Here is a 22569-nt window from a genome sequence, read left to right as displayed (position 1 = left end):
AATTTAGTTTCCCGTTCTCATTTTTTTATGCACATAACGTGATAAACACCGTTGATAATCTCTGTTCCTTCCGTTTCATGCTCAAATCCGGGAAATTCGTGATCCCATTTTTGCAGGGCATGTAAGTAACTCATTTGCGGGCTGGTTTTATCTCCGAAGTTTTCCCCTGAAAGTAGCATCGGAATGCCGGGAGGATATGGAATGATGGAGTTGGCGGCGATACGGTGAGGAAGATCGTCGATCGCTACCATTTCGACGTTGTTGGTCACAATGGCCTGATAAGCTGCCCTTGGGATCATCGCCATTTCCGGCAGACCAGAATAAGCGTGATTTAACTTATCGCCCGGATTATTCTGACGCAAATAAGCGAACATTTTATCGCCCAACTCTTGCAAACCTAAGTTGCCATATACTTCCTGATATTGATTCACCAGATCAGGCAAAACTTTGTTGAGCGGCGTATTAGCGTCGTAATGATGTTTGAAAGAAAGTAAGGTATTGAGCAGTGTTCCCCATTTTCCTTTGGTAATCCCCATTGAAAACAAGAACATAATTTGAAAATCGGTAGTTCGGGTGGGTACGATACCATGCTGACTTAACCACGCTGTCACCAGCGCCGCTGGCACGCCCTGCTTCAGCAATTGACCATTATCTCCCATGCCGGGCGCCAAGATACTGACTTTGATTGGATCAAGCATACTCCAGTCATCGGGCAAGTCTTCAAAACCGTGCCAACTGTCTCCCGGACGCATAGTCCAGCAACTTTGTTCTTTGGTCAGTAAATCTCTTGGTGCATCTTCAAACGCAATTTTTTTGCCTGTCGCGGGATCGAGGACTTTTTCCTGATTCCACGGTTTAAAAAACCAATCGCCCTTTTCGTTGAAATCGCGATGCAAGCGCGCCAATGCCTGACGAAAGTCCACTGCTTCCTCAATCACTTCTTGCGTCAAAGAATAACCGCTATTGCCATCCATCATGGAAACCGCGATATCGTTTGAGGCGCAAATCGCATAGAGCGGTGAAGTCGTCGCATGCATCATATAAGCTTGGTTAAATCTTGAGAAATCAACGGAATTTCGACCATCGCGCACATGAATGAAAGAGGCTTGTGATAGGGCATTCAGCAACTTATGGGATGAGTGGGTGGCAAAAACAGTCGGCCCCGCATGATCCTTCGGATTACCGCGCATCGCGTAATGATCATGGTAAATGGGGTTAAAGCGCGCGTAGCCGTACCATGCTTCATCAAAATGTATCCTATCGACACTTTTATCCAGCAATTCCTGCACATGCCTGGCGTTATAACAGACCCCATCATAAGTGCAGTTTGTCACAACACTATAGGCGGGTTTACGGCTGGCCATACCTTGAGTCAATGGGTTCTGTTTCAGTTTTTTCTGTAGTGTTTCTGTCTGCATTTCCTGCGGATAAATGGGACCAATGATGCCATAACGATTACGGCTCGGTAGCAGATAGACAGGCTTTGCGCCTGTCAGGATAAGCCCTTGCTCGATGGATTTATGGCAGTTACGGTCAATGATGACGACATCGTCTTCGGTCATACAGGCTTGCATAATCGTGCGGTTAGAGCCTGATGTTCCTACCACAACAGAATAAGAGTGATCCGCGCCAAAGACTCTGGCCGCATTTTTTTCACTTTCACCAAATGCGCCGGAGTGATCTAACAGCGATCCCAACGAAGCGCGCTCAATTCCCATATCGGTACGAAAGAGATTTTCACCATAATAATCATGATAAAGGCGACCGACAGGGGTTTTATTAAACCCGACTCCGCCCTGATGCCCTGGCGCTGCCCAAGAATATTCATAGGTTTGGCTATATTTCATGAGTGCGGCCATTAAAGGCGGTAATAACTGTTGACGGTAACGCCGCATTGCCGCAATTGCTCTGCCTGCAATGAAATCGGCAGAGTCTTCAAGTATCCATGCAAATTCGGTCAACTGTTCCAGCAATTCATGATTTAGCAGAAATACAGTTTTTTCCCGATCACTTAATAAAAATACTGGTACATTTTCCTGGCGTTCAAACAATTTATTTAATAATTGCTGTATTTCCCGATATAATTCATCATCCATCAATGCGCAACTGACCATTAAGCAATCGAACGACTCATTGGATGCAATTATCGTGTAACTATCATCAAATGAATCGGCAATAACCACCTCAACATTTCGATCGGTTAATTTATCCGCCAACCTGTGTACGGCATTCTCAATATAATGACTGTGATATCGTGTACCTACTTCGTTCTTTGCTATCAATACTTTCATGACGTTTTCCTTACTCTACTCAAACTGGCAAAGTCAACTCAGCGCGACTTGGCAATTGCCATTAAATATAGTAGCTATTTGTGATTGTGCCATTCAGGTGCATAGAGGCATAATCTGAATCTTCGTCAATATTTAGCAAGACTGACTCGCAATACGTTGTCTTTTTCAAAATCCATAGAAATACATGACAGAGTCATAGGGTATTATTTAATATATTCATCGCCATCAATAAGCTGGCATCATAATCAGGAATTACGATTTTCTTTTCATGCATTATATAAAATGGAATTGAGTATTTATTTTTATCTTCTACTATGTAAGTCGCATCAATATATTCGCAGATATTCCATATTCTACAAATTTACAATAATTATGTCATCCTATGTATATTTTAGTTAATAAAGCGAAAGGATAATAAGCATTAAAATTAACACTACTTACATATAAAAATAATCGAGGTGTAACATGAGCATATCAATTACGACAATTCAATATAAAAATGCATATAATTTCTATCATAGAAATGCGATGGCAATATACGAAATAGATAACAAGAAATTTATGTTTGGACAATCCGAAACCCAAGGTAATAAGCATTTCATTCAAGAAATATTACCAGACGGTAGATTGGGTCACACGACTGAAAGCGGTAGCTCACCAATTTATTATGATTATGCAACTATTCTAGAGGATGGTGATAAAAAATATCTCTGTTGTATCAATACTAGCAGTGCAGCTATTCAGTTCTTGGAATTAACTCCGGATGGTAAAACAAAACTAGTATTCTCCGATAATTACTCTCAAGATGGTTTTGAAACCTTTATTCCCTACATGAATAATGGAGTTCTCTTTGCTTACCGTCAGAATGAAGCCTCGAAACGTTGGGAAATTGTAAAACTTGAACAAAAAAATGAATTATAATGGATTCGTTAATAAATGAATCCAATATTAACGAAGACGTAACACCTATTCTTATAGGTGTTACCATCCCCAATATCTGCCCACAATTCTCCCCAAACTACTCGCTAATTTCCCCTATTGGCTATTTATTGACTGATAATTCAAAACATCATTCTCTTAGCCATTCATAAGACTTGTACAACAACGCCGGTAAAAACCGGCGTTGTTGATGTGATAGGCAATCTTAAACTATTTTACCCTTTTAAAAATCGTTCTTAAGGCTATAAACGGCTAAACCATCTCCCTTTAAGACGACCATCTATAACACGATTAATTTGCCGCTGTCGCAGCATTATTCGCTTTTTCTAATTCTTCGTTACGCAGTTCCTTGCGAAGAATTTTACCTACATTTGATTTCGGTAATTCATCTCGGAACTCAATGAGTTTCGGTACTTTATATCCGGTCAGATAACGACGGCAATGTGTCTTAAGCTCGTTCTCAGTTAAGCTCTGATCCTTACGAACCACAAATATTTTGACGGTTTCACCTGAGTTATCGTTTGGAACACCTATTGCTGCCGACTCTAACACTTTAGGATGGGAAGAAACAACATCTTCTACTTCATTGGGATAAACGTTGAAACCGGAAACCAAAATCATGTCTTTTTTCCGATCAACAATATGTAAAAACCCGTTTTCATCTACATTGGCAATATCCCCTGTCGCCAGCCAGCCATCTTTCAATACTTCCGCCGTTGCTTCAGGGCGATTCCAATAGCCTTTCATCACCTGCGGGCCACGAACCCACATTTCCCCTGCTTGCTCCAAAGGAACTTCATTACCATCATCGCTAACCAGCTTAATTTCTGTCGAAGGTACCGGGAAACCAATGCTGCCACTATAATGAGTCAGGTTATAAGGATTACCCGAAACCAGAGGTGCACACTCTGTCAACCCATAACCTTCAAGTAAATGACACCCCGTTAAATTTTGCCATTTTTCGGCCACTATTCTTTGGACGGCCATGCCACCGCCAACCGACAAACGTAATGAGGAGAAGTCCAGTTTCTGAAATTCAGGGTTATTCAACCATGCATTAAATAACGTATTCACTCCCGACAAGGCAGTGAATGGGTAACGCGACAATTCTTTGACCGTTCCATTGATATCCCGAGGATTAGTAATCAACAGATTTTGCCCACCAAGTTCAATGAACAATAGGCAATTGACCGTCAAAGCAAAAATATGGTAAAGCGGCAACGCAGTGACGACTAATTCTTGTCCAGGAGCCATCAGCGGAGCGTAATTAGCTTTTCCCTGCTCAAGGTTCGCCAACATATTCCGGTGGGTCAGCATCGCTCCTTTCGCCACCCCCGTTGTTCCGCCGGTATATTGCAAAAATGCCAGAGCATCACCGTCCACATCCGGTTTAACATACTGCATACGGTAACCCTTGTGGATCACGTTGCGAAACGAAATGGCATCCGGTAAGTGATATTTCGGTACAAGCCGTTTAACGTATTTTACGACGAAATCTACAAGAGTCCCTTTCGGACGGGACAATTGATCCCCCATGCGCGTCAGAATAACGTGCTTAACCTGAGTGTTGAAAACAATCTTTTCTAAGGTATGCGCAAAGTTAGAAACAATAACTATGGCTGATGTTCCGCTATCAGTAAGCTGGTGCTCCAGCTCGCGCGGGGTATATAAAGGGTTGACATTGACAACCACCATCCCTGCACGCAGGACGCCAAAGAGAGCAACGGGATATTGTAATAAGTTTGGCATCATTAATGCCACGCGATCCCCTTTTTTCAGCCCCAGTCCATTCTGTAAATAAGCGGCAAAGGCGCGGCTACGCTCTTCCAATTTACGGAAAGTTATCACCTCACCCATGTTGATGAATGCGACTTGATCGGCATAGCGTGCCACAGCATTTTCAAACATTTCAATCAACGACAAATAACGGTCGGGATCGATTTCTGCCGGAACATCTGCCGGATAATGTTTTAACCAAACTTTTTCCAAGTTGAATACTCCTGAAATCTAATTGCTGTATAACCACTGACCATGAAACAAAAACCAGACCTGTATATTTAACAAATTATTAACTCAGCGTACCAGTTTGAAAAGAAACATTGTTCAGGTTGGCGATATACATCACTAATTTAATACTATATGTCGCTGCCAAAAAATAAGGCAGCTTCTGCTGCCTTATTTTTTTATTATTTATCAATTGGTTACTTAATTAATCAATACTTGGATGTATAATGCTTTGATTATACACTGATTTAATTATTTTTGACTTAAACTAACTTTATTATTCTAAATAGTTATAAGCAGAATAAACCAATAAAGTATAATTATTAGGAAGATAATAGTAAACAAAGATATGAAACCTTGAGGATGGCCTCGCCACTTACTTTATGAGGCCATTTATTTTGTATCTGCAAACTTTATCAGTCAGACAGGATCATTCGGTCAAAATCGTTTCAACAGGCACTGCCTGAGTCTCGCTTAAGTCACTCAATGCCTTTCCGACAAAGCGTCCTTCATGCTCGCCATCTGGCTCAGGTCTGGAAAATAAGGGGAACCATAATAGTTCCAGAAAACAGAGTTACCAACAGGTGGTAGATTAACACGTTCAGATTCATACCAGCGTTTAAAACCGACGACACTCATCACGACATAATTATACGGACTATTCCCCACCATTCCTTTTTCCAGATCTGTAATCGAACCCACCACTGTCACATACTGATCTTTAAAATCATTCGGTTCCAAAAAACCATTCACATAGGCATAAACTCGCCCAAGAGACGGTTTATTCAAAAGCGGAGCCGCATTACTTGCCAGTGGTAAAGCCAAAATTTCTAGCCGAGTTCTGTCTTTTTCATTTAAAACACTCAATACCTTTCCACCAAAACGCCCTTCATGCCCAATATATAGTTCAGGTGTATCTTTGACAGAAAGCAGATTTTCTACGGGTGTTTTGGTCGTTCCTTTTATTGCATCAGGAACTGATACACAACCTGTAAGTATCATTGCTCCCGCCAATGCAACCACTTGCAGCATGGCTCGATAGTGCGTCCCCTTAAGCATAAGCTCCTCCATCGCAGTAAAAATCACGCAAAAAAATTAACCTGAGCATCTTCTATATCCATGGACATCATTTCCCATCACAAGTTGCATCAGTTTTACATAATTACGTTTATTTACTTTAACGACCTGGTAATTTCTTCCATGTCACTTCATTGCGCAGATAAGTGGGTTCGGCATGTTCAACTGCCGTTGCTTCTCCTGCTTTCCACATCTGAACAGCCAGTGGAAGCATATCTTCCGCATGGGGTAAAGTAATGTCACTTTTTACCAAATCTAAATGAGAATCCAATAATTGAGGATAAGCTTCCCATCCTGTTCCGGCAATTGCCCAAACCCCAGTTAAGGCATTCATAATGGCCAATGCCTGTTCAGGCTTCAAAACTGCCTCGGTTTCATCACCCTGCCACTCACCTTGTAAATTACGGGTATATTGCCCCCAATAAACTTCTCCCATACGGGCGTCGATAGCAACCAGAACATTTTGCACGCCTTTCAGGCGAAATACCCCCTGCGCCATCGTTTTAAGGGATGAAACACCCAGCATCGGCAATTCAGCTCCCAACGCCAGACCCTGAGCAACGCCAATACCAATCCGCACGCCAGTAAAACTGCCAGGCCCTCGACCAAACGCCAGCGCATCCAACTGTTGCAGGCTCAAATTGCCCTGAGACAATACCGCCTGAACCATCGGTAAAATGCGTTGAGTATGTTCCCGGGGGGAAATTTCAAACTGTGCCTCAATGACACTTTCGTTCCAAAGTGCAACAGAACAAGCTTCAGTTGCAGTATCAATAGCTAAAATCCGCGTGGACATGCCTTAACTCCGGCAAGAATAGAATTCGAAATAAGGGGGCTATACTACCATAACCCCTGAGATTTTACTCTGACTCTATTGGACGTGATTTAAGGAATTCCACCGCTTTCGATAAATCACGTGTACGGCGGGCAGGCGGTAAGCTGTTAAGAAAAATTTCACCATATGGGCGCATTACTAAACGATTATCACAAATAATAACCACGCCATAATCATCAATATCACGAATCAGGCGTCCTACACCTTGTTTCAGGCTGAGCACTGCATCAGGAATCTGGACTTCACTAAAGGCATCCCCGCCTTTAAGCTGGCAATCTTCAATCCGTGCCTTGAGCAGCGGATCATCCGGCGCGGTGAACGGCAGTTTATCAATAATGACACAGGACAATGCATCACCACGAACATCCACACCCTCCCAAAAACTACCCGTCGCCACCAGTAGCGCATTACCCGCAGAAATAAACTGGGACAACAGCTGTCCTTTACTTGTTTCTCCTTGCACCAACACGGGCAATGTCAGGTTAGCACGGAATTCCTCCGCCAGACCGCGCACCATCTGATGGGAAGTACAAAGAAAAAAACAACGCCCCTTATTGCTTTCAATTAATGGTTTCAGCATACGTGCCAGCCATTTTGCCCCGCCATTCTGGTTTGGTGATGGTAAATGGCGCGGAACACACAGTAACATCTGGCGCTGATAATCGAAGGGGCTGGGCAGGAGCAACGTCTGTGCTTGTTTTAACCCCAAGCGTGCCGTGAAGTGGTCAAGCTGTTCATTGACAGATAAGGTTGCGGACGTGAAAATCCAGCAACCGGATTGTTCACGGATCATGTCACTGAATTTATCGGATACGGATAGGGGTGTTAGTGCCAGCAAAAAATGCCGTCCATAACTTTCGAACCAATAACTATAATTGGGTACAACAACGTCGATCAGCCTTTTAAGACGATTACGATAGATCGTTGCCCGTTCAAAAGCAGCATCCAACATGGCCGAGCGCCCCAGAGAGAGCTTCATTACGTCATAACAGAGTTCCAGTGCATCATCCAACCGTACCAGCATCCGCTGTATCTGTGGCTGCTGCAAGGCTTCACGGAGATTGCCCCGATAACTGTTATCTCCCAAGGACAGACGGAAATCCTGCGTACTTTGACTGAGACGATCCGCACTTTTCTGCAATTGAGCCTGATCCCGTACTTCAGTACGGTAGGCCATAATGATATCTCGTGATAAATCCATCAGTTGGCGACTACTCAATTGCTGGCCAAAATATTGGCTGGCAATATCGGGAAGCTGGTGTGCCTCATCGAAAATGACTACATCTGCACGAGGGATTAATTCGCCAAATCCGGTATCTTTCACCACCATGTCCGCCATAAACAGATGATGGTTAACGACAACAATATCCGATTCCATCGCTTTGCGGCGGGCTTTCAGTACGAAACATTCCTGATAGCGTGGACAATCACTACCGAGGCAATTGTCATTAGTACTTGTTACCAATGGCCAGACAATGCTGTCTTCTGCGATTTGGTGGCAAGTACTGATATCGCCATCTTCTGTCTGAGACGACCAACTTCTCAGCCTGACCACTTCTGCCAGCATTTCCGGCTCAAGCTGAGAACTGCCAAATGATTGCTGTTCAAGACGCTCAAGGCATAGATAATTTGAGCGCCCTTTCAATAAGGCCATCCTACCCGTAAACTTCAATGCATCAGCGACAGTGGGCAGGTCACGGTTATAAAGCTGATCCTGTAACGCCTTGGAACCTGTGGAAATAATTACTTTTTTGCCTGAACGTAGTGCTGGCACCAGATAGGCAAAAGTCTTACCCGTTCCCGTTCCCGCTTCCACCACTAATTGCCGCTGTTTTTTTATTGCAGCGGTAATGGATGAAGCCATTTCCCGCTGTGCATCACGGGGGTTGAAACCTTGTATCGCCTTGGCAAGTACGCCATTTTTCGCAAAATCGTCTGACACGAACCGTCTCTTTACAATAAAATGTGGCAGAATTATGCCAATACTGAGCAGTAATCACCAGCCAATTAAGCAGTAAAACTGTATAAATTAACAGGAGATTTAATGACTATTGAACGCATTGATCCAGATACCCGCTGGTCAGAAGCGATCATTCACAATGACACTATCTATTATACTAGCGTGCCAGAAAATCTGGATGGGGATATTACTGAACAAACTGCCAATACACTAGCTGCGATTGATATCATGTTACAGCGTCTGGGTTCAGATAAAAGCAAGATCATAGATGCGACGATTTTTCTGGCAAATAAAGCCGACTTTGCTGGCATGAATGCGGCGTGGGATGCATGGGTTGTTGCAGGAAGCTCACCTGTACGCTGCACTGTTCAGGCTGAACTGATGAATCCAAAATACAAAGTGGAAATCAAGATTATCGCAGCTTTATAACCTTCATTTTCCAGGTTTGCTATGGCATTGAGAACCTTTCAACTTACTCAATGCCATTCTATTAATTAAATTTAAAATATCACCATTGAAGGCATAGCACTTAAGACATTTTAATCATAACCATGCCAATCAATAGCAATACAATGCCACCCCAACCTTTGAAATTCAGTCTTTGATTAAACATAATCCAACCTGCTGCAACCGTGGCAATAATCCCGAATGCGCCCCAAATCGCGTAAGCGATGGAAAGTTCAATACCTTTTACTGCCTGAGCCAGTGCGCTGAATGCTGCCAAAACAGCCATCAGCGATAAAACCCCTATCCAGAAGCGCTGAAAACCGTTGGACAGTTTCAGTAAAATATTCGCCACAATTTCCAGCAGAACCGCCAAAACAAGGAAAGCGGCATGCCACCATTCAAATGGTGTTAACATGTTATGCCTCCTTCAGTTGAGGATTAGAGGCTTTTTTTGTACCGGATTTAATCAGTGCAATTCCTGCTATCAACAGAGCCAATCCACCGATTTTCATAGGTGACAGTGATTCATTGAACCACAATACGCTAAAGGCTGTAATAAACAGGATACCAAACCCTTCCCATAGGGCATAAGCCACGCCCAAAGCGACCTTTTTCACGGCAATGGCCAGCAAAATATAAGAAGTTGTGATCATGGAATACATCACAATCATGCCGGTAAAATCACCTGAAACACTGGCTTGTTTCATGGACAGAGTACCAATCACTTCTGTCATAATCGCCAGTGCAAGAAATATCCAATAAATCATTTTTTTCTCCTGAACATACTGTATGTAGCATGCCAAGACACCAAACCATTAATACCAATAAGATTATTTAAAAACGTGATATCAGAATCAGCCTGACATTTTGGCGAAAAACTAGAATCGTCCGGTGAAAAACCGGTTAGCAGGAGAAGACCCTAAAGTGCACCGCACCAGTAGTGTTCGCTAGATAAGATAGCGGAGAGAAAAAGAACATGTGTACTGCGTTGAATTTTACTGCTGTATTGAATTGTGACGCTTTTGGCGCTATTCATGATGTTTTATTCTTTCATCACACGATGATCACTGTATGATATACTACGAATCTCCATATTAGTGGTGTTAATTGTGGGTATATTTCTAACATAGCCTAAAATAGAAAGCAATGTCTTGTTTTTATTTCTTATTTTTCTGCTTCACATAATATCTATTTTTCTTCATCAGGTAACATTTTGTGATTATCAGAAATATCCTGTTTGCTTTTCATTACAAATGACAACAACACGTTGGAATTGATAAAAATCAGTCATTCAGCCGGACATTAAACCCGGCTGATTGTACAACAAAATTAATTACTTTTTGTTATTAAGTTACTCAAACTCATTCCACGAGCGCCCATCCCGGGTAATCATAGCAATGGAAGCCACTGGCCCCCAAGTTCCTGCTTGATAAGGCTTCGGTGGTTCGTTATCTGCTTCCCAAGCGTCCATGATGGAATCAACCCATTTCCATGCTTCTTCTACTTCATCACGGCGGACAAACAACGCCTGAATACCACGCATGGCTTCCAGCAGTAATCTCTCATAAGCATCTGCAAGATGTGTCTGATTGAATGTTTGAGAGAAACTCAGGTCAAGTTTTGTAGTCTGCAAACGATGCTTATGCTCCAGCCCTGGTGCTTTATTCAGGACTTCAATATCAATACCTTCATCAGGTTGCAAACGGATCGTCAGTTTGTTCTGTGGCAATTGCTGATAAGAATTGGCAAATAAATTCAATGAAGGCTCTTTAAAATAGACGACAACTTCAGAGCATTTAGCCGGTAAGCGCTTACCTGTTCTTAGGTAGAAAGGAACACCTGACCAACGCCAATCATCAATATCAACGCGAATCGATACAAAGGTTTCAGTTTTACTGATTTTATTCGCACCCTCTTCTTCCAGATAACCCGGTACTTTCTTCCCATGCACGAAGCCTGCGGTATATTGCCCACGAACGGTTTTTTCCCGCACATTGGTCTGATCAATGCGACGCAATGAACGCAGTATTTTAACTTTCTCGTCACGGATGCGGTCTGCGGTTAAATCAGATGGTGGAGACATGGCAATCATGGTCAGGATTTGCAGCAGATGGTTCTGGATCATGTCGCGCATCTGTCCGGCCTGGTCAAAATACCCCCAGCGCCCTTCGATACCCACTTCTTCAGCAACAGTAATTTGCACATGATCAATCGTACGATGATCCCAATTATTGGCAAACAGTGAATTGGCAAAACGCAGCGCTAATAGGTTCAGTACGGTTTCTTTACCTAAATAATGGTCAATGCGGTAGATTTGGCTTTCATTGAAATATTTTGCCACTTCATCATTAATCGCTCTGGAAGATGCAAGATCTGTCCCCAGTGGTTTTTCCATCACTACGCGATTAGGCTCTTTATTCAATCCCGCAGCCCCTAACCCATGACACACGGAGCCAAAGGTATTTGGCGGCATGGCGAAATAATGAATAGCTGGCAGGCTGTCCTGCTTGAGTATTTTCGCCAGTCGGGTGAAATGTTCCGTTTCATTGACATCTAAATTACAAAACTCCAGACGTGAACTGAATTTTTTCCACAATTCTGGATCAAGTTTTTCAGACATAAACGTTGCCAACGCTTCCTCAACCACCTTTGTGTAGGCTTTTTTATCCCAGTCAGCACGACCAACTCCGATAATTCGGGTGTCTGGATGGATATAACCCGCTTTTTCCAACTGGTAAAGGGAAGGCATTAATTTCCGGCGTGCTAAGTCTCCTTTCGCCCCAAAAATCACCAAATCACAAGCCTGAGCTACGGATGTCACCGCCATGTTGCATCTCCTCAATTACGGGATATTGTAATTTTTTTACAGAACTCGCGGGTAATGTACTCTTTTGATTATAAGCAGTAAACACTCATTTATTCATGTAGACTGCTAAGGGTAAATCCTACCTTCCTCATGTTCTGTGTACGATTTTTACGTTAAAACTGTATTTTGGTTGATATTTATACCGCACTGTAACAATTTACTGAAAATTTCCAACGTTTAAGAAGTAATCTTACCAAGTTGAAAATTAGACACTTGTCATATTTTCATGAAAAATAGCAATTTATTCAGTTTTTGCCACTGCCAGCCTTCAATAACAAGTAGTATATTTTCATGAAAGTTACATAGATTTCTCCTGTTAATGAAATCGTTAAAACCAAAGGTTGAACTGCGTCTTATGAATACACTGGAACGTCTCCAAAATAGCCTTGATATTTTGAGTAAGTCAGAAAAAAAGGTTGCGCAGGTCATCCTTGATTCACCACATACTGCCATCCATTCAAGTATTGCTACCTTAGCTAAGATGGCGAATGTCAGTGAACCTACAGTTAATCGTTTTTGTCGTCGCCTGAACACGAAAGGATTCCCGGATTTTAAACTACATCTGGCACAGAGCCTGGCGAATGGTACGCCTTACGTAAATCGTAATGTGGAGGAAAGTGACAGCGTCACGTCTTATACCAGCAAAATTTTCGAATCGGTGATGGCAAATCTAGAAACGGTTAAAAGTAATCTGGATATTACGGCCATTAACCGTGCGGTTGATCTGCTGACTCAGGCAAGAAAAATCTCTTTTTTCGGATTGGGCGCATCAGCCGCAGTCGCTCATGATGCCATGAACAAATTTTTCCGCTTTAATATCCCTATCACCTATTTTGACGATATTGTCATGCAGCGAATGAGCTGCATTAACAGTGCCGAAGGGGATGTTGTAGTTCTAATTTCTCATACAGGACGAACCAAAAATCTGGTAGAAATCGCCAGATTAGCCCGTGAAAATGACGCAACTGTTATCGCCATCACTTCAACGGGCTCACCGCTGGCACACGAAGCAACCCTGTCTATTCTGCTGGATGTCCCCGAAGACACGGATATTTATATGCCAATGGTTTCCAGAATTGCTCAACTTACCATTATTGATGTACTGGCAACGGGTTTTACATTACGCCGAGGCTCAAAATTCAGGGATAACTTGAAGAGAGTCAAAGAAGCGTTACGCAATTCTCGGTTTGATAAGTATGAGTAAATCAGAAAAATAGACTGTGTTTTTGTTCACTATTTATCAGCCCTCTAGGCTGGTAGCATAATGGAAAGTCTCCTCCCGTCAGTATCATTCTTATTACGGGGTTGATAATCAAGAATCTAAATGGTTAGCTTACGGTAATCAAAAACCCTATACTTCACAGGTCAACGGAGTAATACATGTCCAGACGGCTCAGAAGAACGAAAATCGTCACTACGCTAGGCCCTGCAACGGATCGTGACGGCAATTTAGAGAAAGTCATCAGTGCGGGTGCCAACGTTGTCCGCCTTAATTTCTCTCATGGCACTGCGGAAGATCATGTTCAACGTGCTAATAAAGTGCGGGAAATCGCAGCCCGTTTGGGCTACCACGTGGCTATCCTCGGCGATCTCCAAGGGCCTAAAATACGCGTATCCACTTTTAAGGAAGGCAAAATTTTCCTGAATATTGGAGATAAATTCCTACTGGATGCCAATCTTGGTAAGGGAGAGGGAGATAAAGAAAAAGTTGGTATCGACTATAAGGGATTGCCGTCTGATGTTACAACCGGTGATACTCTGTTACTGGATGATGGACGCGTTCAATTGAGAGTCCTGGATGTTCAGGGCATGAAAGTTTTCACGGAAGTTACTGTAGGTGGTCCACTTTCCAACAACAAAGGCATCAATAAACAAGGTGGCGGTTTGTCGGCTGAAGCGCTGACAGAAAAAGACAAACAAGATATCATTACAGCAGCAAAAATTGGGGTTGATTACCTTGCGGTTTCTTTCCCCCGCTCAGGTGAAGATCTGAATTATGCCCGTCGCCTTGCCCGTGATGCAGGTTGTGAAACCCAAATTGTCGCAAAAGTTGAACGTGCGGAAGCTGTCAGCAGTGACGATATTATCGATGAAATCATTTTAGCATCTGATGTGGTCATGGTCGCCCGTGGTGATTTGGGCGTTGAGATTGGTGATCCTGAGCTAGTTGGTGTCCAGAAAAAGCTAATTCGCCGTGCCCGTCAACTGAATCGTGTCGTAATTACCGCCACTCAAATGATGGAATCCATGATCACTAACCCTATGCCAACGCGGGCAGAAGTGATGGATGTTGCCAATGCAGTGCTTGATGGCACTGATGCCGTTATGCTTTCAGCCGAAACTGCCGCGGGTCAATATCCTGCGGAAACTGTTGCAGCAATGGCGCAAGTTTGTCTGGGCGCAGAAAAAATGCCAAGCATTAATGTGTCCAAACATCGATTAGATATTACATTCGACAGCATTGAAGAGGCCATTTCAATGTCAGCCATGTATGCTGCCAATCATCTGAAAGGTGTCAAGGCGATCATTGCCATGACGGAATCAGGTCGCACAGCACGCATGATGTCACGCATCAGTTCCGGTCTGCCTATATTCTCCATGTCACGCCATGAATCCACCCTGAACCGCACCGCTCTCTACCGTGGTGTTACACCGGTTTATTGCAGCACCCACACTGATGGGATCTCCGCCGCAAACGAAGCCGTCAATCGCCTGCGCGATAAGGGTTATCTGACTTCTGGTGATGTGGTGCTGGTTACTCAGGGCGATCAGATGGAAACGATTGGTAGTACCAATACCTGTCGAGTGCTTGAAGTAGAGTAATTGGCTACCAATGAATAGCATCAGGGGCAGAATATGCTGCCCCTGATATTAAAAAATCAGAGATCTTTCCTTTTATAAGGCTCTATATCCCCTGCTTTCCGTGTTTTAAGCAGTTTCAGTATCCACGTATACTGTTCAGGATTAGGACGCACCAACTCCTCCAGCTCCTGATTCATGCGACGGGCAATATAAGTGTCATCCTGCCCTTCAATATCATCCATCGGTGGACGGATATAGATATCCAACTGATGAGTCTGGCAATTATAAACAGGAAATAATGGCACAACGGCTGCCCGACTGACTTTCATCAAGCGCCCAATCGCGGGTAATGTCGCCTTGTAAGTAGCAAAAAAATCGACGAATTCACTGTGTTCTTCGCCATGATCCTGATCGGGCAGATAATAGCCCAAGTGCCCCTGACGGATAGACGCAATAAACGGTTTGATCCCCGCCTCACGGGAATGCAGGCGGCCGCCAAAATGAGTCCGAACTTTATTCCATAAATAGTCAGCAACGGGATTGCTCTGATGATGAAACATGCCCGCCACTTTTTGATCACGCGCAGCCAACAACATAGCTGGAATATCAATAGCCCAACCATGGGGAACCAGTAAAATGACATTCTTACTTTGTGCTTTTAACGAGTGAAGTATTTCTTCACCATGCCACCGGGTGCGCTGAAGCGTTGATTCAGCTCCCTTTAGACAAAGCTCCGCCAGCATGACAAAAGACTGAGGCGCGGTTGCAAACATTTTATCAATCAACGCTTCACGTTGCTGTTCCTGTAGCTCAGGAAAGCAATAAACCAGGTTGATTTTCGCCCTCCGACGAGCACTTTTCGCTTTCTTGCCCGCCCAAATACCCATCTTGGCTAACAGTGGATCACGCCATTTTACCGGAACATAAGCCAATCCAGCCAATATTCCCACACCAGTCCAAAGCCCCCAATAACGAGGATGCAAATAGGATAGATGAAACGTTGGGACATATCCCAGTTTACTATCTGTATCTTTCTCTTTATTCATGAGCTAACTCTGATGGTTCCAAAACAAGCTTTCAATACACAAGCTTCCAACAAAAATAATATAAAAGCGGATGATATCAATCATCCGCTTTTATGTCTGTTAATAATCGAGTGAGCGATGCATTCAATCCAGCAATAATTGAGGCTTGATACCCCTGACTTTAGCTATAAATTCCGAGCGCTCTTTACCGTTTAATCCGCCAGAGCGAGGCAATTTAGCCGTAAGTGGATTTACTGGCTGCTGGTTATTCCAGAATTCAAAGTGTAAATGTGGGCCAGTTGAGCGCCCTGTATTACCTGACAGGGCAATACGTTCACCACGCTTCACTTTCTGGCCTGGTTTCACCAGCAATTTTCTTAAGTGCATGTATCGAGTGGTATACTGGCGACCATGCCGAATGGCAATAAAATTACCTGCGGCACCATCAAACTTAGAGACAATAACTTCCCCATCCCCTACAGCCAGAACAGGTGTCCCCACAGGCATGGCAAAATCCACACCTTTATGTGCAGTAATCCTCCCAGTAACAGGATTTAAACGGTGCGGATTAAAAGAAGAAGATAATCTGAATTGTTTCATAGTCGGAAAACGCAGGAAGCCACGTTCCAGACCAGACGCATTGCCATCATAAAAGCGGCCATCATCTGCACGGAAAGCATAATAATCATTTCCGCCACTATGCAAACGAACGCCCATTAACTGGCTCTGCTCACTTTTTCCATCCAGCATTTCACGGGACATCAGCACAGAAAAGCGATCGCCCTTACGCAATTTACGAAAATCTATCTGCCATTGCAGCGCTTTTGTGATATCTCTTGCTTCACCACTGGTTAATCCAGCGGAAAGAGCACTACCAGAAAAACTGCCATTTATCTTGCCCTTGACAATCGTATTTTTCCACTCCCCTTTCTGAAATGCACTTGTTTCTTTAAAGACATCACCTTCACGGGTATAAATACGGGTTTCACGTCGTGATATACCCCATGTTAACGTTTTTAAATTACCATTATCATCGATTGTCCATGATAATGACTGCCCAATGTTTAAATCGCGCAATGACTTATACTGATTGGCCAATAAAGCCACATCAGATGAATCAATCCCAAACTGGGTCAAAATAGAACTTAAGGTATCCCCATCGGAGACAACATATTGGTGAGGATAATTTACAGTTGTATCCGAACCACCCTCTTCATCTCCAATTCCTTCATCAGGGAGCTGCTCATCGATATCGCCTATCGAATCGTCGGTCGCATCTGAGATATTATTTGGGGTACTCAGAATAATACTGCCTGTTCTTTCTTCTTGTTCATGGTAAGCAACTGGCCGCCACACTGCGACAGCTAAGGTGACTAACGTCAGAGAACCAAGCATTAGCTTGTGTGGTCTCGGCAAGTTGTTGTATACCAGAACGATAGTTTTAACTATCTGCTGCACTAATAAAGTTCCTTATTGTACTAATTCAGGCAGCTCGCGTATTGTTCAGACAACTGAGTTATAAATTTCATATAGCTGTCTTTATTTAATACTATGCCACTTCCCAATGGGTCTAGTGTTCCCGTACGTACATCAGTACCTTTTGCTACTGTGTGAATAACGGCTGGCCTGAATTGAGGTTCAGCAAAAATACATGTGGCTTTCTGCTCAACTAATTGTGTTCGTATATAATGTAATTTCTGTGCGCCGGGCTGTATCTCAGGATTAACCGTGAACACACCTAATGGGGCCAACTTGTAATGTTTTTCAAAATAACCGTAAGCGTCATGAAAAACGAAATATCCCTTCCCTCGCACAGGTTTTAGAATACTAGCAATATTTTTGTCAGTTTGTACAAGCTGTCCATTGAATTTACGTAGGTTTACTTCTAATTGCTGCTTTTGTTGCGGATACTGCTCAACAAGTTGAATATAAATTGCCTGAGCCACCTGCTTCGCAATCTCCGGAGAAAGCCAGATATGCATATTATATTCACCGTGATGGTGATGTTCGTGATCAGCGTCATGTTTAGGCTGACTCGATTCTTCTAAATCATTTTCATCTTCATTGTTTTTCAATAGCAATGGTTTAATGGTGGATAATTGAGCAAGCGCCAACTGTTTGTTCTGCGCAATTTTGGTTATCGGCTTCGCCAGAAATGTTTCCATATCCGGACCGATCCAAATAACCAAATCGGCCTGATTAATCTTACGGATATCGGAAGGTCTTAACGCATAATCATGTGGAGACGCACCGTCAGGCAGCAATACCTGAGTGTCTGTTACACCATCAGCAATAGCGGCAACAATAAAACCCAGCGGACGGATAGATGTGACAACATCGGCCTGCGCAGAGTAATTTACCCCTGTCATTAGCGCAGTAGCCAACACTATTTTGCGAAAAAATTTATGCGCGTCTTTCTGTGGTTTGTGTAACATATATTAATATTCCATGCATTGAATTGTAAAATGTTATATTATAACATCTCAATGATTCTGCAAGACTCTTTTAGCATGTCCATTATGATCACCCTAAAAAACATTACGGTCGAATTTGGTAGCCGCAAGGTATTAAACAATATCACTTTCAGTCTTAGACAAGGCAAGATCCTAACGTTAATCGGCCCAAATGGTGCGGGCAAATCAACACTGGTTCGCGTTGTTCTGGGCTTGATTCAACCAACTTCTGGAACTATCGAACACAGTCATCCACTGAAAATCGGTTACGTCCCACAAAAAATCAGCCTTGATCCTACCCTGCCCTTAACGGTTAAACGTTTCATGATGCTAAGGCCAAATGTTAAATCAGCAGACATCATGCCCGTATTAAAGCGTGTCAATGCTGAACATTTATTACAGCAACCCATGCAGAAATTGTCAGGAGGAGAAACCCAACGGGTTTTACTCGCCAGAGCCTTGCTCAATCATCCTCAGCTTCTGGTGCTTGATGAACCAACACAAGGTGTCGATGTGAATGGCCAACTGGCGCTTTACGATTTGATCAATCAAATCAGAACAGAACTTAATTGCGCCGTGTTTATGGTATCCCATGATTTGCACTTGGTGATGGCGAAAACAGATGAGGTTTTATGCCTTAATCAACACATTTGCTGTTCTGGCACACCTGAAGTGGTGTCTATGCATCCAGAATTCATCGCAATGTTTGGCCGCCATGGTGCAGAGCAACTGGCGGTCTACCGCCATCACCACAATCATCAACATGATCTGAGAGGAAAAATTATTTTGAAAAACGGTGGGGAGCCACGTCGATGATTGAGTTATTACTTCCAGGCTGGCTGGCTGGCATTTTATTGACCATCGCCGCAGGGCCGCTCGGCTCTTTTGTTGTTTGGCGGAGAATGTCTTATTTTGGTGATACTCTGGCACACGCTTCATTGCTCGGCGTGGCATTCGGTTTTTTACTAGACGTTAATCCGTTTTATGCCGTTATTGCTGTTACGTTGATATTGGCAATGATTTTAGTCTGGCTGGAAAAACGCCCACAATTAGCGGTCGATACTCTGCTGGGTATTATGGCGCACAGTGCGCTATCTCTGGGATTGGTAGTCGTCAGCTTTATGACCAATATCCGAGTCGATATGATGGCATATTTATTTGGTGATCTGCTGTCTGTCACTTATGAAGATCTCTGGCTGATTGCAGCGGGTGTTGCCATTGTTGCTGGGTTGCTGACATGGCAATGGCGTGCTTTGCTGTCGATGACGGTCAGTCAGGATTTAGCATTTGTTGATGGCATCAAAATCCAGCGCTTACGTGTGCTTTTAATGCTGGTTACAGCTTTGACCATTGGATTGGCGATGAAATTTGTCGGGGCATTGATCATCACTTCTCTATTAATTATCCCGGCGGCCACTGCCCGTCGATTTTCCCGTACACCAGAGCACATGGCAGTTTTTGCTATTGCTGTTGGTATGCTTGCTGTCACGGGAGGATTAACTTTATCGGCATTTTATAATACCCCCGCCGGACCTTCTGTTGTGCTCTGCTCGGCAGCATTGTTTGCATTAAGTTTGACGTGTAAGGCGAAAAACTGATAATCCAGATTAGCAATATAAAAATTGAAAATATGATAATGATTTTTTATACCATATAAATACAAGGGGTTATGATCTCAATGATTGTCAGATACCCCTTTAAAATCCGTTACGCGCAGGACTCATCGTTCCGAAGTACTGGATCTGATTTGTCGGCGAAATGGCGATGAATTTCGCCTTATCCGTCGATGATTTGCTGAAGAAAAACGCTTCTGCCTTTGGCTGACTAACTTGTCTGTAGAGGAATTTACGGGCAATGACATCATAGATTTATCGTTGCCGCTGGCAGGTAGAGCGACTGTTCAAAGAGTTAACATCACACACAAACTGGCAAGGATTTGCGACTAGGAAAAAGACATTAACCACAGGACTGTTTACTGGCTATGACCAATAATAGAAACTCTTCTCCAAAGGGCATGGTCGGAAACCTGTTTTTGAGTACTATCAATGGGTTAAAGGGGAGGATTGTCCCCTTGATGAAAAGGCTATTGTGGGCAGATAAAATAGTTGCTAGATCCAGCAGCTGACAAGAATTATCCCGGCTCAGCGCCCCTTTTTCTTACGCCCAGACTGGGTAAAGCGCTTACGGGAAGCCGAGTTGCCGTCTGATTTTTCGGCGTTTTTCGGCTCGTTAAAGCCCGTTTTTTTAGCTGTAACGTGCTTAGTCTGCGCTTTTTTCGCCGATTTTTCTTCGGACGATGAGTTTTCAATCAGCTTAAATAACTCGATCAGTTCGTCGTCGGTCAAATCTCGCCACTCGCCCTGTGGCAGTCCTTTCAAGTTGACGTTCATGATGCGCGTACGCTCAAGCCTAGTAACTTCATAGCCAAAGTGTTTACACATGCGGCGAATCTGGCGGTTAAGCCCCTGCACCAGCGTGATACGAAACACAAAAGAAGCTTCTTTCTGCACTTTACATTTTTTGGTCACCGTTCCCAGCATCGGCACACCTGCGCTCATGCCCTGAATAAACTCATCGGTCACCGGTTTGTTAACTGTTACCACGTACTCTTTTTCGTGATTATTTCCGGCACGAAGAATCTTATTGACCAGATCGCCGTGATTAGTCAGAAAAATCAGTCCCTGGGAATCCTTATCCAGACGCCCGATCGGAAAGACACGCTTGCTGTGGTTAACGAAATCACTGATGTTATCCCGCTCACTATCTTCCATCGTAGTGATGATGCCAACGGGCTTATTCAGCGCAATAAGCACTAGGTCTTCTTCATCACGCGGCTCGATAAGCTGACCGTTAACTTTCACTATATCTCCGGCAAATACCTGATCGCCAACAGCAGCTCGCTTACCGTTAATAAAAACATTCCCCTGTTCGATGTAACGATCGGCATCGCGACGAGAACAGATGCCGCTCTCGCTAATGTATTTGTTAAGACGAATAGATGGGTTGATCAGCATGATTTCTCCGTAAAAAGCAGACTATACCTTACCCGAGTTACGTTGCGAAGCTTGATCGGGGTGAATTGTGCGGGGCGGCTCTATCGTATTAACAGAGAAAGTCTGTGTAAAAGTGAGGTTGATGAATAATTACACCGGAAGTTGATAAAAACGTCATTTTTACCGGCTGGCTATACCTCACTTTTGACAATTTCTCTGATACAGAAAGGATGATATTTGATCGTGATTTCACCATCAGTAACAGCCAAAGTCGGGTTTGGCAACCGTTCATTTTTTCCTTTCGGATGACTTTCCTTCATCCGAAAATTATCTGGTAAAGGTTGAGGTAATAACTTTTTAGCTTCACAAATAAGTTGCTCTGGTGGTACAGACAGCACCAGTTCGACATGTTCCCAACCTTGGTGGACATAGTGTTTTTGGCTGGGATAAGGCAATTCCACGCAATCAATTTTCCAGTCAAGTAGTACTATTGGCTGGTTCAGATCAAATAAGCAGATCGGACGGCCATTAATGATACTTTCAGATATTAACTGACCACATTGCAGAAAGCCCTTACGCCAACGATCAGCTATTTTACTTTCATTACAACGCAGGGAAATATGGTCTGCTGAATATTGTTCGAAGTGTAAGCCAAGATGCCCTTCAAATTGCTTAAGTTTTTGCTCAAATCCGGCTAAATCAGCCACTAAATCCTGTAACTCAGAAATTTTTGAAAAATGAGACATTTCTTCCCCATTAAATAAACCGTAAAAATTGCGTTCCATTAATGTGATATAAATCACAAATTGTCTATTTTTGCCGAAATATCACTCAGTAAGCGACTCATTGAAGTTGGCATAACGACGAATCACCTGAA

General features: G+C 43.4%; 19 protein-coding genes and 2 pseudogenes. 8 read left to right on the top strand and 13 right to left on the bottom strand.

Going from position 1 to position 22569, the window contains the following annotated elements; all coding sequences use genetic code 11:
• Positions 1-17 precede the first annotated feature (17 nt).
• Positions 18-2291 (bottom strand): arginine decarboxylase, encoded by a 2274-nt coding sequence (adiA, locus tag XBJ1_RS09530; RefSeq protein ID WP_012988689.1) that lies wholly within the window; start codon positions 2289-2291, stop codon positions 18-20.
• Positions 2292-2396: 105 nt separating this feature from the next.
• Here adiA and XBJ1_RS21430 point away from each other — a divergent pair.
• Positions 2397-2501, top strand: a pseudogene (locus XBJ1_RS21430) (IS1 family transposase); the annotation flags it as partial.
• A 255-nt stretch (positions 2502-2756) separates the two neighbouring features.
• Positions 2757-3212, top strand: a complete 456-nt coding sequence (locus tag XBJ1_RS09525) for a hypothetical protein (protein ID WP_038198835.1) — start codon at positions 2757-2759, stop codon at positions 3210-3212.
• Positions 3213-3521: 309 nt separating this feature from the next.
• Here the strand turns inward: XBJ1_RS09525 and fadD are convergent, their stop codons facing one another.
• From fadD to XBJ1_RS09505, 4 genes are all read right to left on the bottom strand, one after another.
• Positions 3522-5219, bottom strand: a complete 1698-nt coding sequence (gene fadD / locus XBJ1_RS09520; RefSeq protein WP_012988686.1) for a long-chain-fatty-acid--CoA ligase FadD — start codon at positions 5217-5219, stop codon at positions 3522-3524.
• Positions 5220-5717: 498 nt separating this feature from the next.
• Entirely contained in the window at positions 5718-6293 is a 576-nt protein-coding gene (locus XBJ1_RS09515; RefSeq protein WP_012988683.1) for a Slp family lipoprotein, read from the bottom strand.
• Between the two features lie 118 nt (positions 6294-6411).
• Positions 6412-7107, bottom strand: coding sequence for a tRNA (adenosine(37)-N6)-threonylcarbamoyltransferase complex dimerization subunit type 1 TsaB (tsaB, locus tag XBJ1_RS09510; RefSeq protein WP_012988682.1), 696 nt, complete (start codon positions 7105-7107; stop codon positions 6412-6414).
• 64 nt (positions 7108-7171) lie between these two features.
• The gene (locus XBJ1_RS09505) at positions 7172-9088 is read right to left on the bottom strand and encodes an ATP-dependent DNA helicase (RefSeq protein ID WP_012988681.1); all 1917 of its coding nucleotides are present in this window, start codon (positions 9086-9088) and stop codon (positions 7172-7174) included.
• 102 nt (positions 9089-9190) lie between these two features.
• On the opposite strand from XBJ1_RS09505, the gene XBJ1_RS09500 reads away from it, so the two are divergent.
• Positions 9191-9535, top strand: a complete 345-nt coding sequence (locus XBJ1_RS09500) for a RidA family protein (protein ID WP_012988680.1) — start codon at positions 9191-9193, stop codon at positions 9533-9535.
• 100 nt (positions 9536-9635) lie between these two features.
• Here the strand turns inward: XBJ1_RS09500 and mdtI are convergent, their stop codons facing one another.
• The 3 genes from mdtI to zwf form a co-directional block, all read right to left on the bottom strand.
• Positions 9636-9968, bottom strand: coding sequence for a multidrug/spermidine efflux SMR transporter subunit MdtI (gene mdtI / locus XBJ1_RS09495; protein ID WP_012988679.1), 333 nt, complete (start codon positions 9966-9968; stop codon positions 9636-9638).
• 1 nt (position 9969) lies between these two features.
• A complete protein-coding gene (gene mdtJ, locus XBJ1_RS09490) occupies positions 9970-10320 on the bottom strand; it encodes a multidrug/spermidine efflux SMR transporter subunit MdtJ (RefSeq protein WP_012988678.1) in 351 nt (116 codons plus the stop codon).
• Between the two features lie 584 nt (positions 10321-10904).
• Positions 10905-12380 carry a glucose-6-phosphate dehydrogenase gene (gene zwf, locus XBJ1_RS09485; protein WP_012988677.1) on the bottom strand — a complete coding sequence of 492 codons (1476 nt, stop codon included), beginning with the start codon at positions 12378-12380 and terminating at the stop codon, positions 10905-10907.
• Between the two features lie 358 nt (positions 12381-12738).
• Here zwf and XBJ1_RS09480 point away from each other — a divergent pair, with 358 nt between their 5' ends.
• Positions 12739-13623: a MurR/RpiR family transcriptional regulator gene (locus tag XBJ1_RS09480; protein WP_269763706.1), complete on the top strand. Its 885-nt coding sequence runs from the start codon at positions 12739-12741 to the stop codon at positions 13621-13623.
• A gap of 176 nt (positions 13624-13799) precedes the next feature.
• A complete protein-coding gene (pyk, locus tag XBJ1_RS09475; RefSeq protein ID WP_012988675.1) occupies positions 13800-15242 on the top strand; it encodes a pyruvate kinase in 1443 nt (480 codons plus the stop codon).
• Positions 15243-15298: 56 nt separating this feature from the next.
• On the opposite strand, the gene lpxM is transcribed toward pyk, so the two are convergent.
• The 3 genes from lpxM to znuA form a co-directional block, all read right to left on the bottom strand.
• Positions 15299-16267, bottom strand: a complete 969-nt coding sequence (gene lpxM / locus XBJ1_RS09470; protein WP_012988674.1) for a lauroyl-Kdo(2)-lipid IV(A) myristoyltransferase — start codon at positions 16265-16267, stop codon at positions 15299-15301.
• Between the two features lie 123 nt (positions 16268-16390).
• Positions 16391-17704 carry a murein DD-endopeptidase MepM gene (gene mepM, locus XBJ1_RS09465; RefSeq protein ID WP_012988673.1) on the bottom strand — a complete coding sequence of 438 codons (1314 nt, stop codon included), beginning with the start codon at positions 17702-17704 and terminating at the stop codon, positions 16391-16393.
• Positions 17705-17724: 20 nt separating this feature from the next.
• Positions 17725-18681, bottom strand: a complete 957-nt coding sequence (gene znuA / locus XBJ1_RS09460) for a zinc ABC transporter substrate-binding protein ZnuA (RefSeq protein WP_012988672.1) — start codon at positions 18679-18681, stop codon at positions 17725-17727.
• Positions 18682-18756: 75 nt separating this feature from the next.
• Here znuA and znuC point away from each other — a divergent pair, with 75 nt between their 5' ends.
• The 3 genes and pseudogenes from znuC to XBJ1_RS22495 form a co-directional block, all read left to right on the top strand.
• Positions 18757-19515, top strand: coding sequence for a zinc ABC transporter ATP-binding protein ZnuC (gene znuC / locus XBJ1_RS09455; RefSeq protein WP_038198842.1), 759 nt, complete (start codon positions 18757-18759; stop codon positions 19513-19515).
• Positions 19512-20297: a zinc ABC transporter permease subunit ZnuB gene (znuB, locus tag XBJ1_RS09450; protein ID WP_012988670.1), complete on the top strand. Its 786-nt coding sequence runs from the start codon at positions 19512-19514 to the stop codon at positions 20295-20297. The genes znuC and znuB overlap by 4 nt, the downstream gene beginning before the upstream one ends.
• Before the next feature lie 99 nt (positions 20298-20396).
• Positions 20397-20670: pseudogene (locus XBJ1_RS22495) on the top strand (transposase); the annotation flags it as partial.
• A gap of 170 nt (positions 20671-20840) precedes the next feature.
• Here the strand turns inward: XBJ1_RS22495 and rluF are convergent.
• Both rluF and XBJ1_RS09440 read right to left on the bottom strand, forming a co-directional pair.
• Positions 20841-21713 (bottom strand): 23S rRNA pseudouridine(2604) synthase RluF, encoded by an 873-nt coding sequence (gene rluF / locus XBJ1_RS09445; RefSeq protein ID WP_012988668.1) that lies wholly within the window; start codon positions 21711-21713, stop codon positions 20841-20843.
• A 170-nt stretch (positions 21714-21883) separates the two neighbouring features.
• Positions 21884-22438: a VOC family protein gene (locus tag XBJ1_RS09440; protein ID WP_038198840.1), complete on the bottom strand. Its 555-nt coding sequence runs from the start codon at positions 22436-22438 to the stop codon at positions 21884-21886.
• Positions 22439-22569: the final 131 nt, after the last annotated feature.

The organism is Xenorhabdus bovienii SS-2004, assembly GCF_000027225.1.
Taxonomy (GTDB): domain Bacteria; phylum Pseudomonadota; class Gammaproteobacteria; order Enterobacterales; family Enterobacteriaceae; genus Xenorhabdus; species Xenorhabdus bovienii_C.
This window is presented reverse-complemented; position numbering and strand designations above follow the sequence as displayed.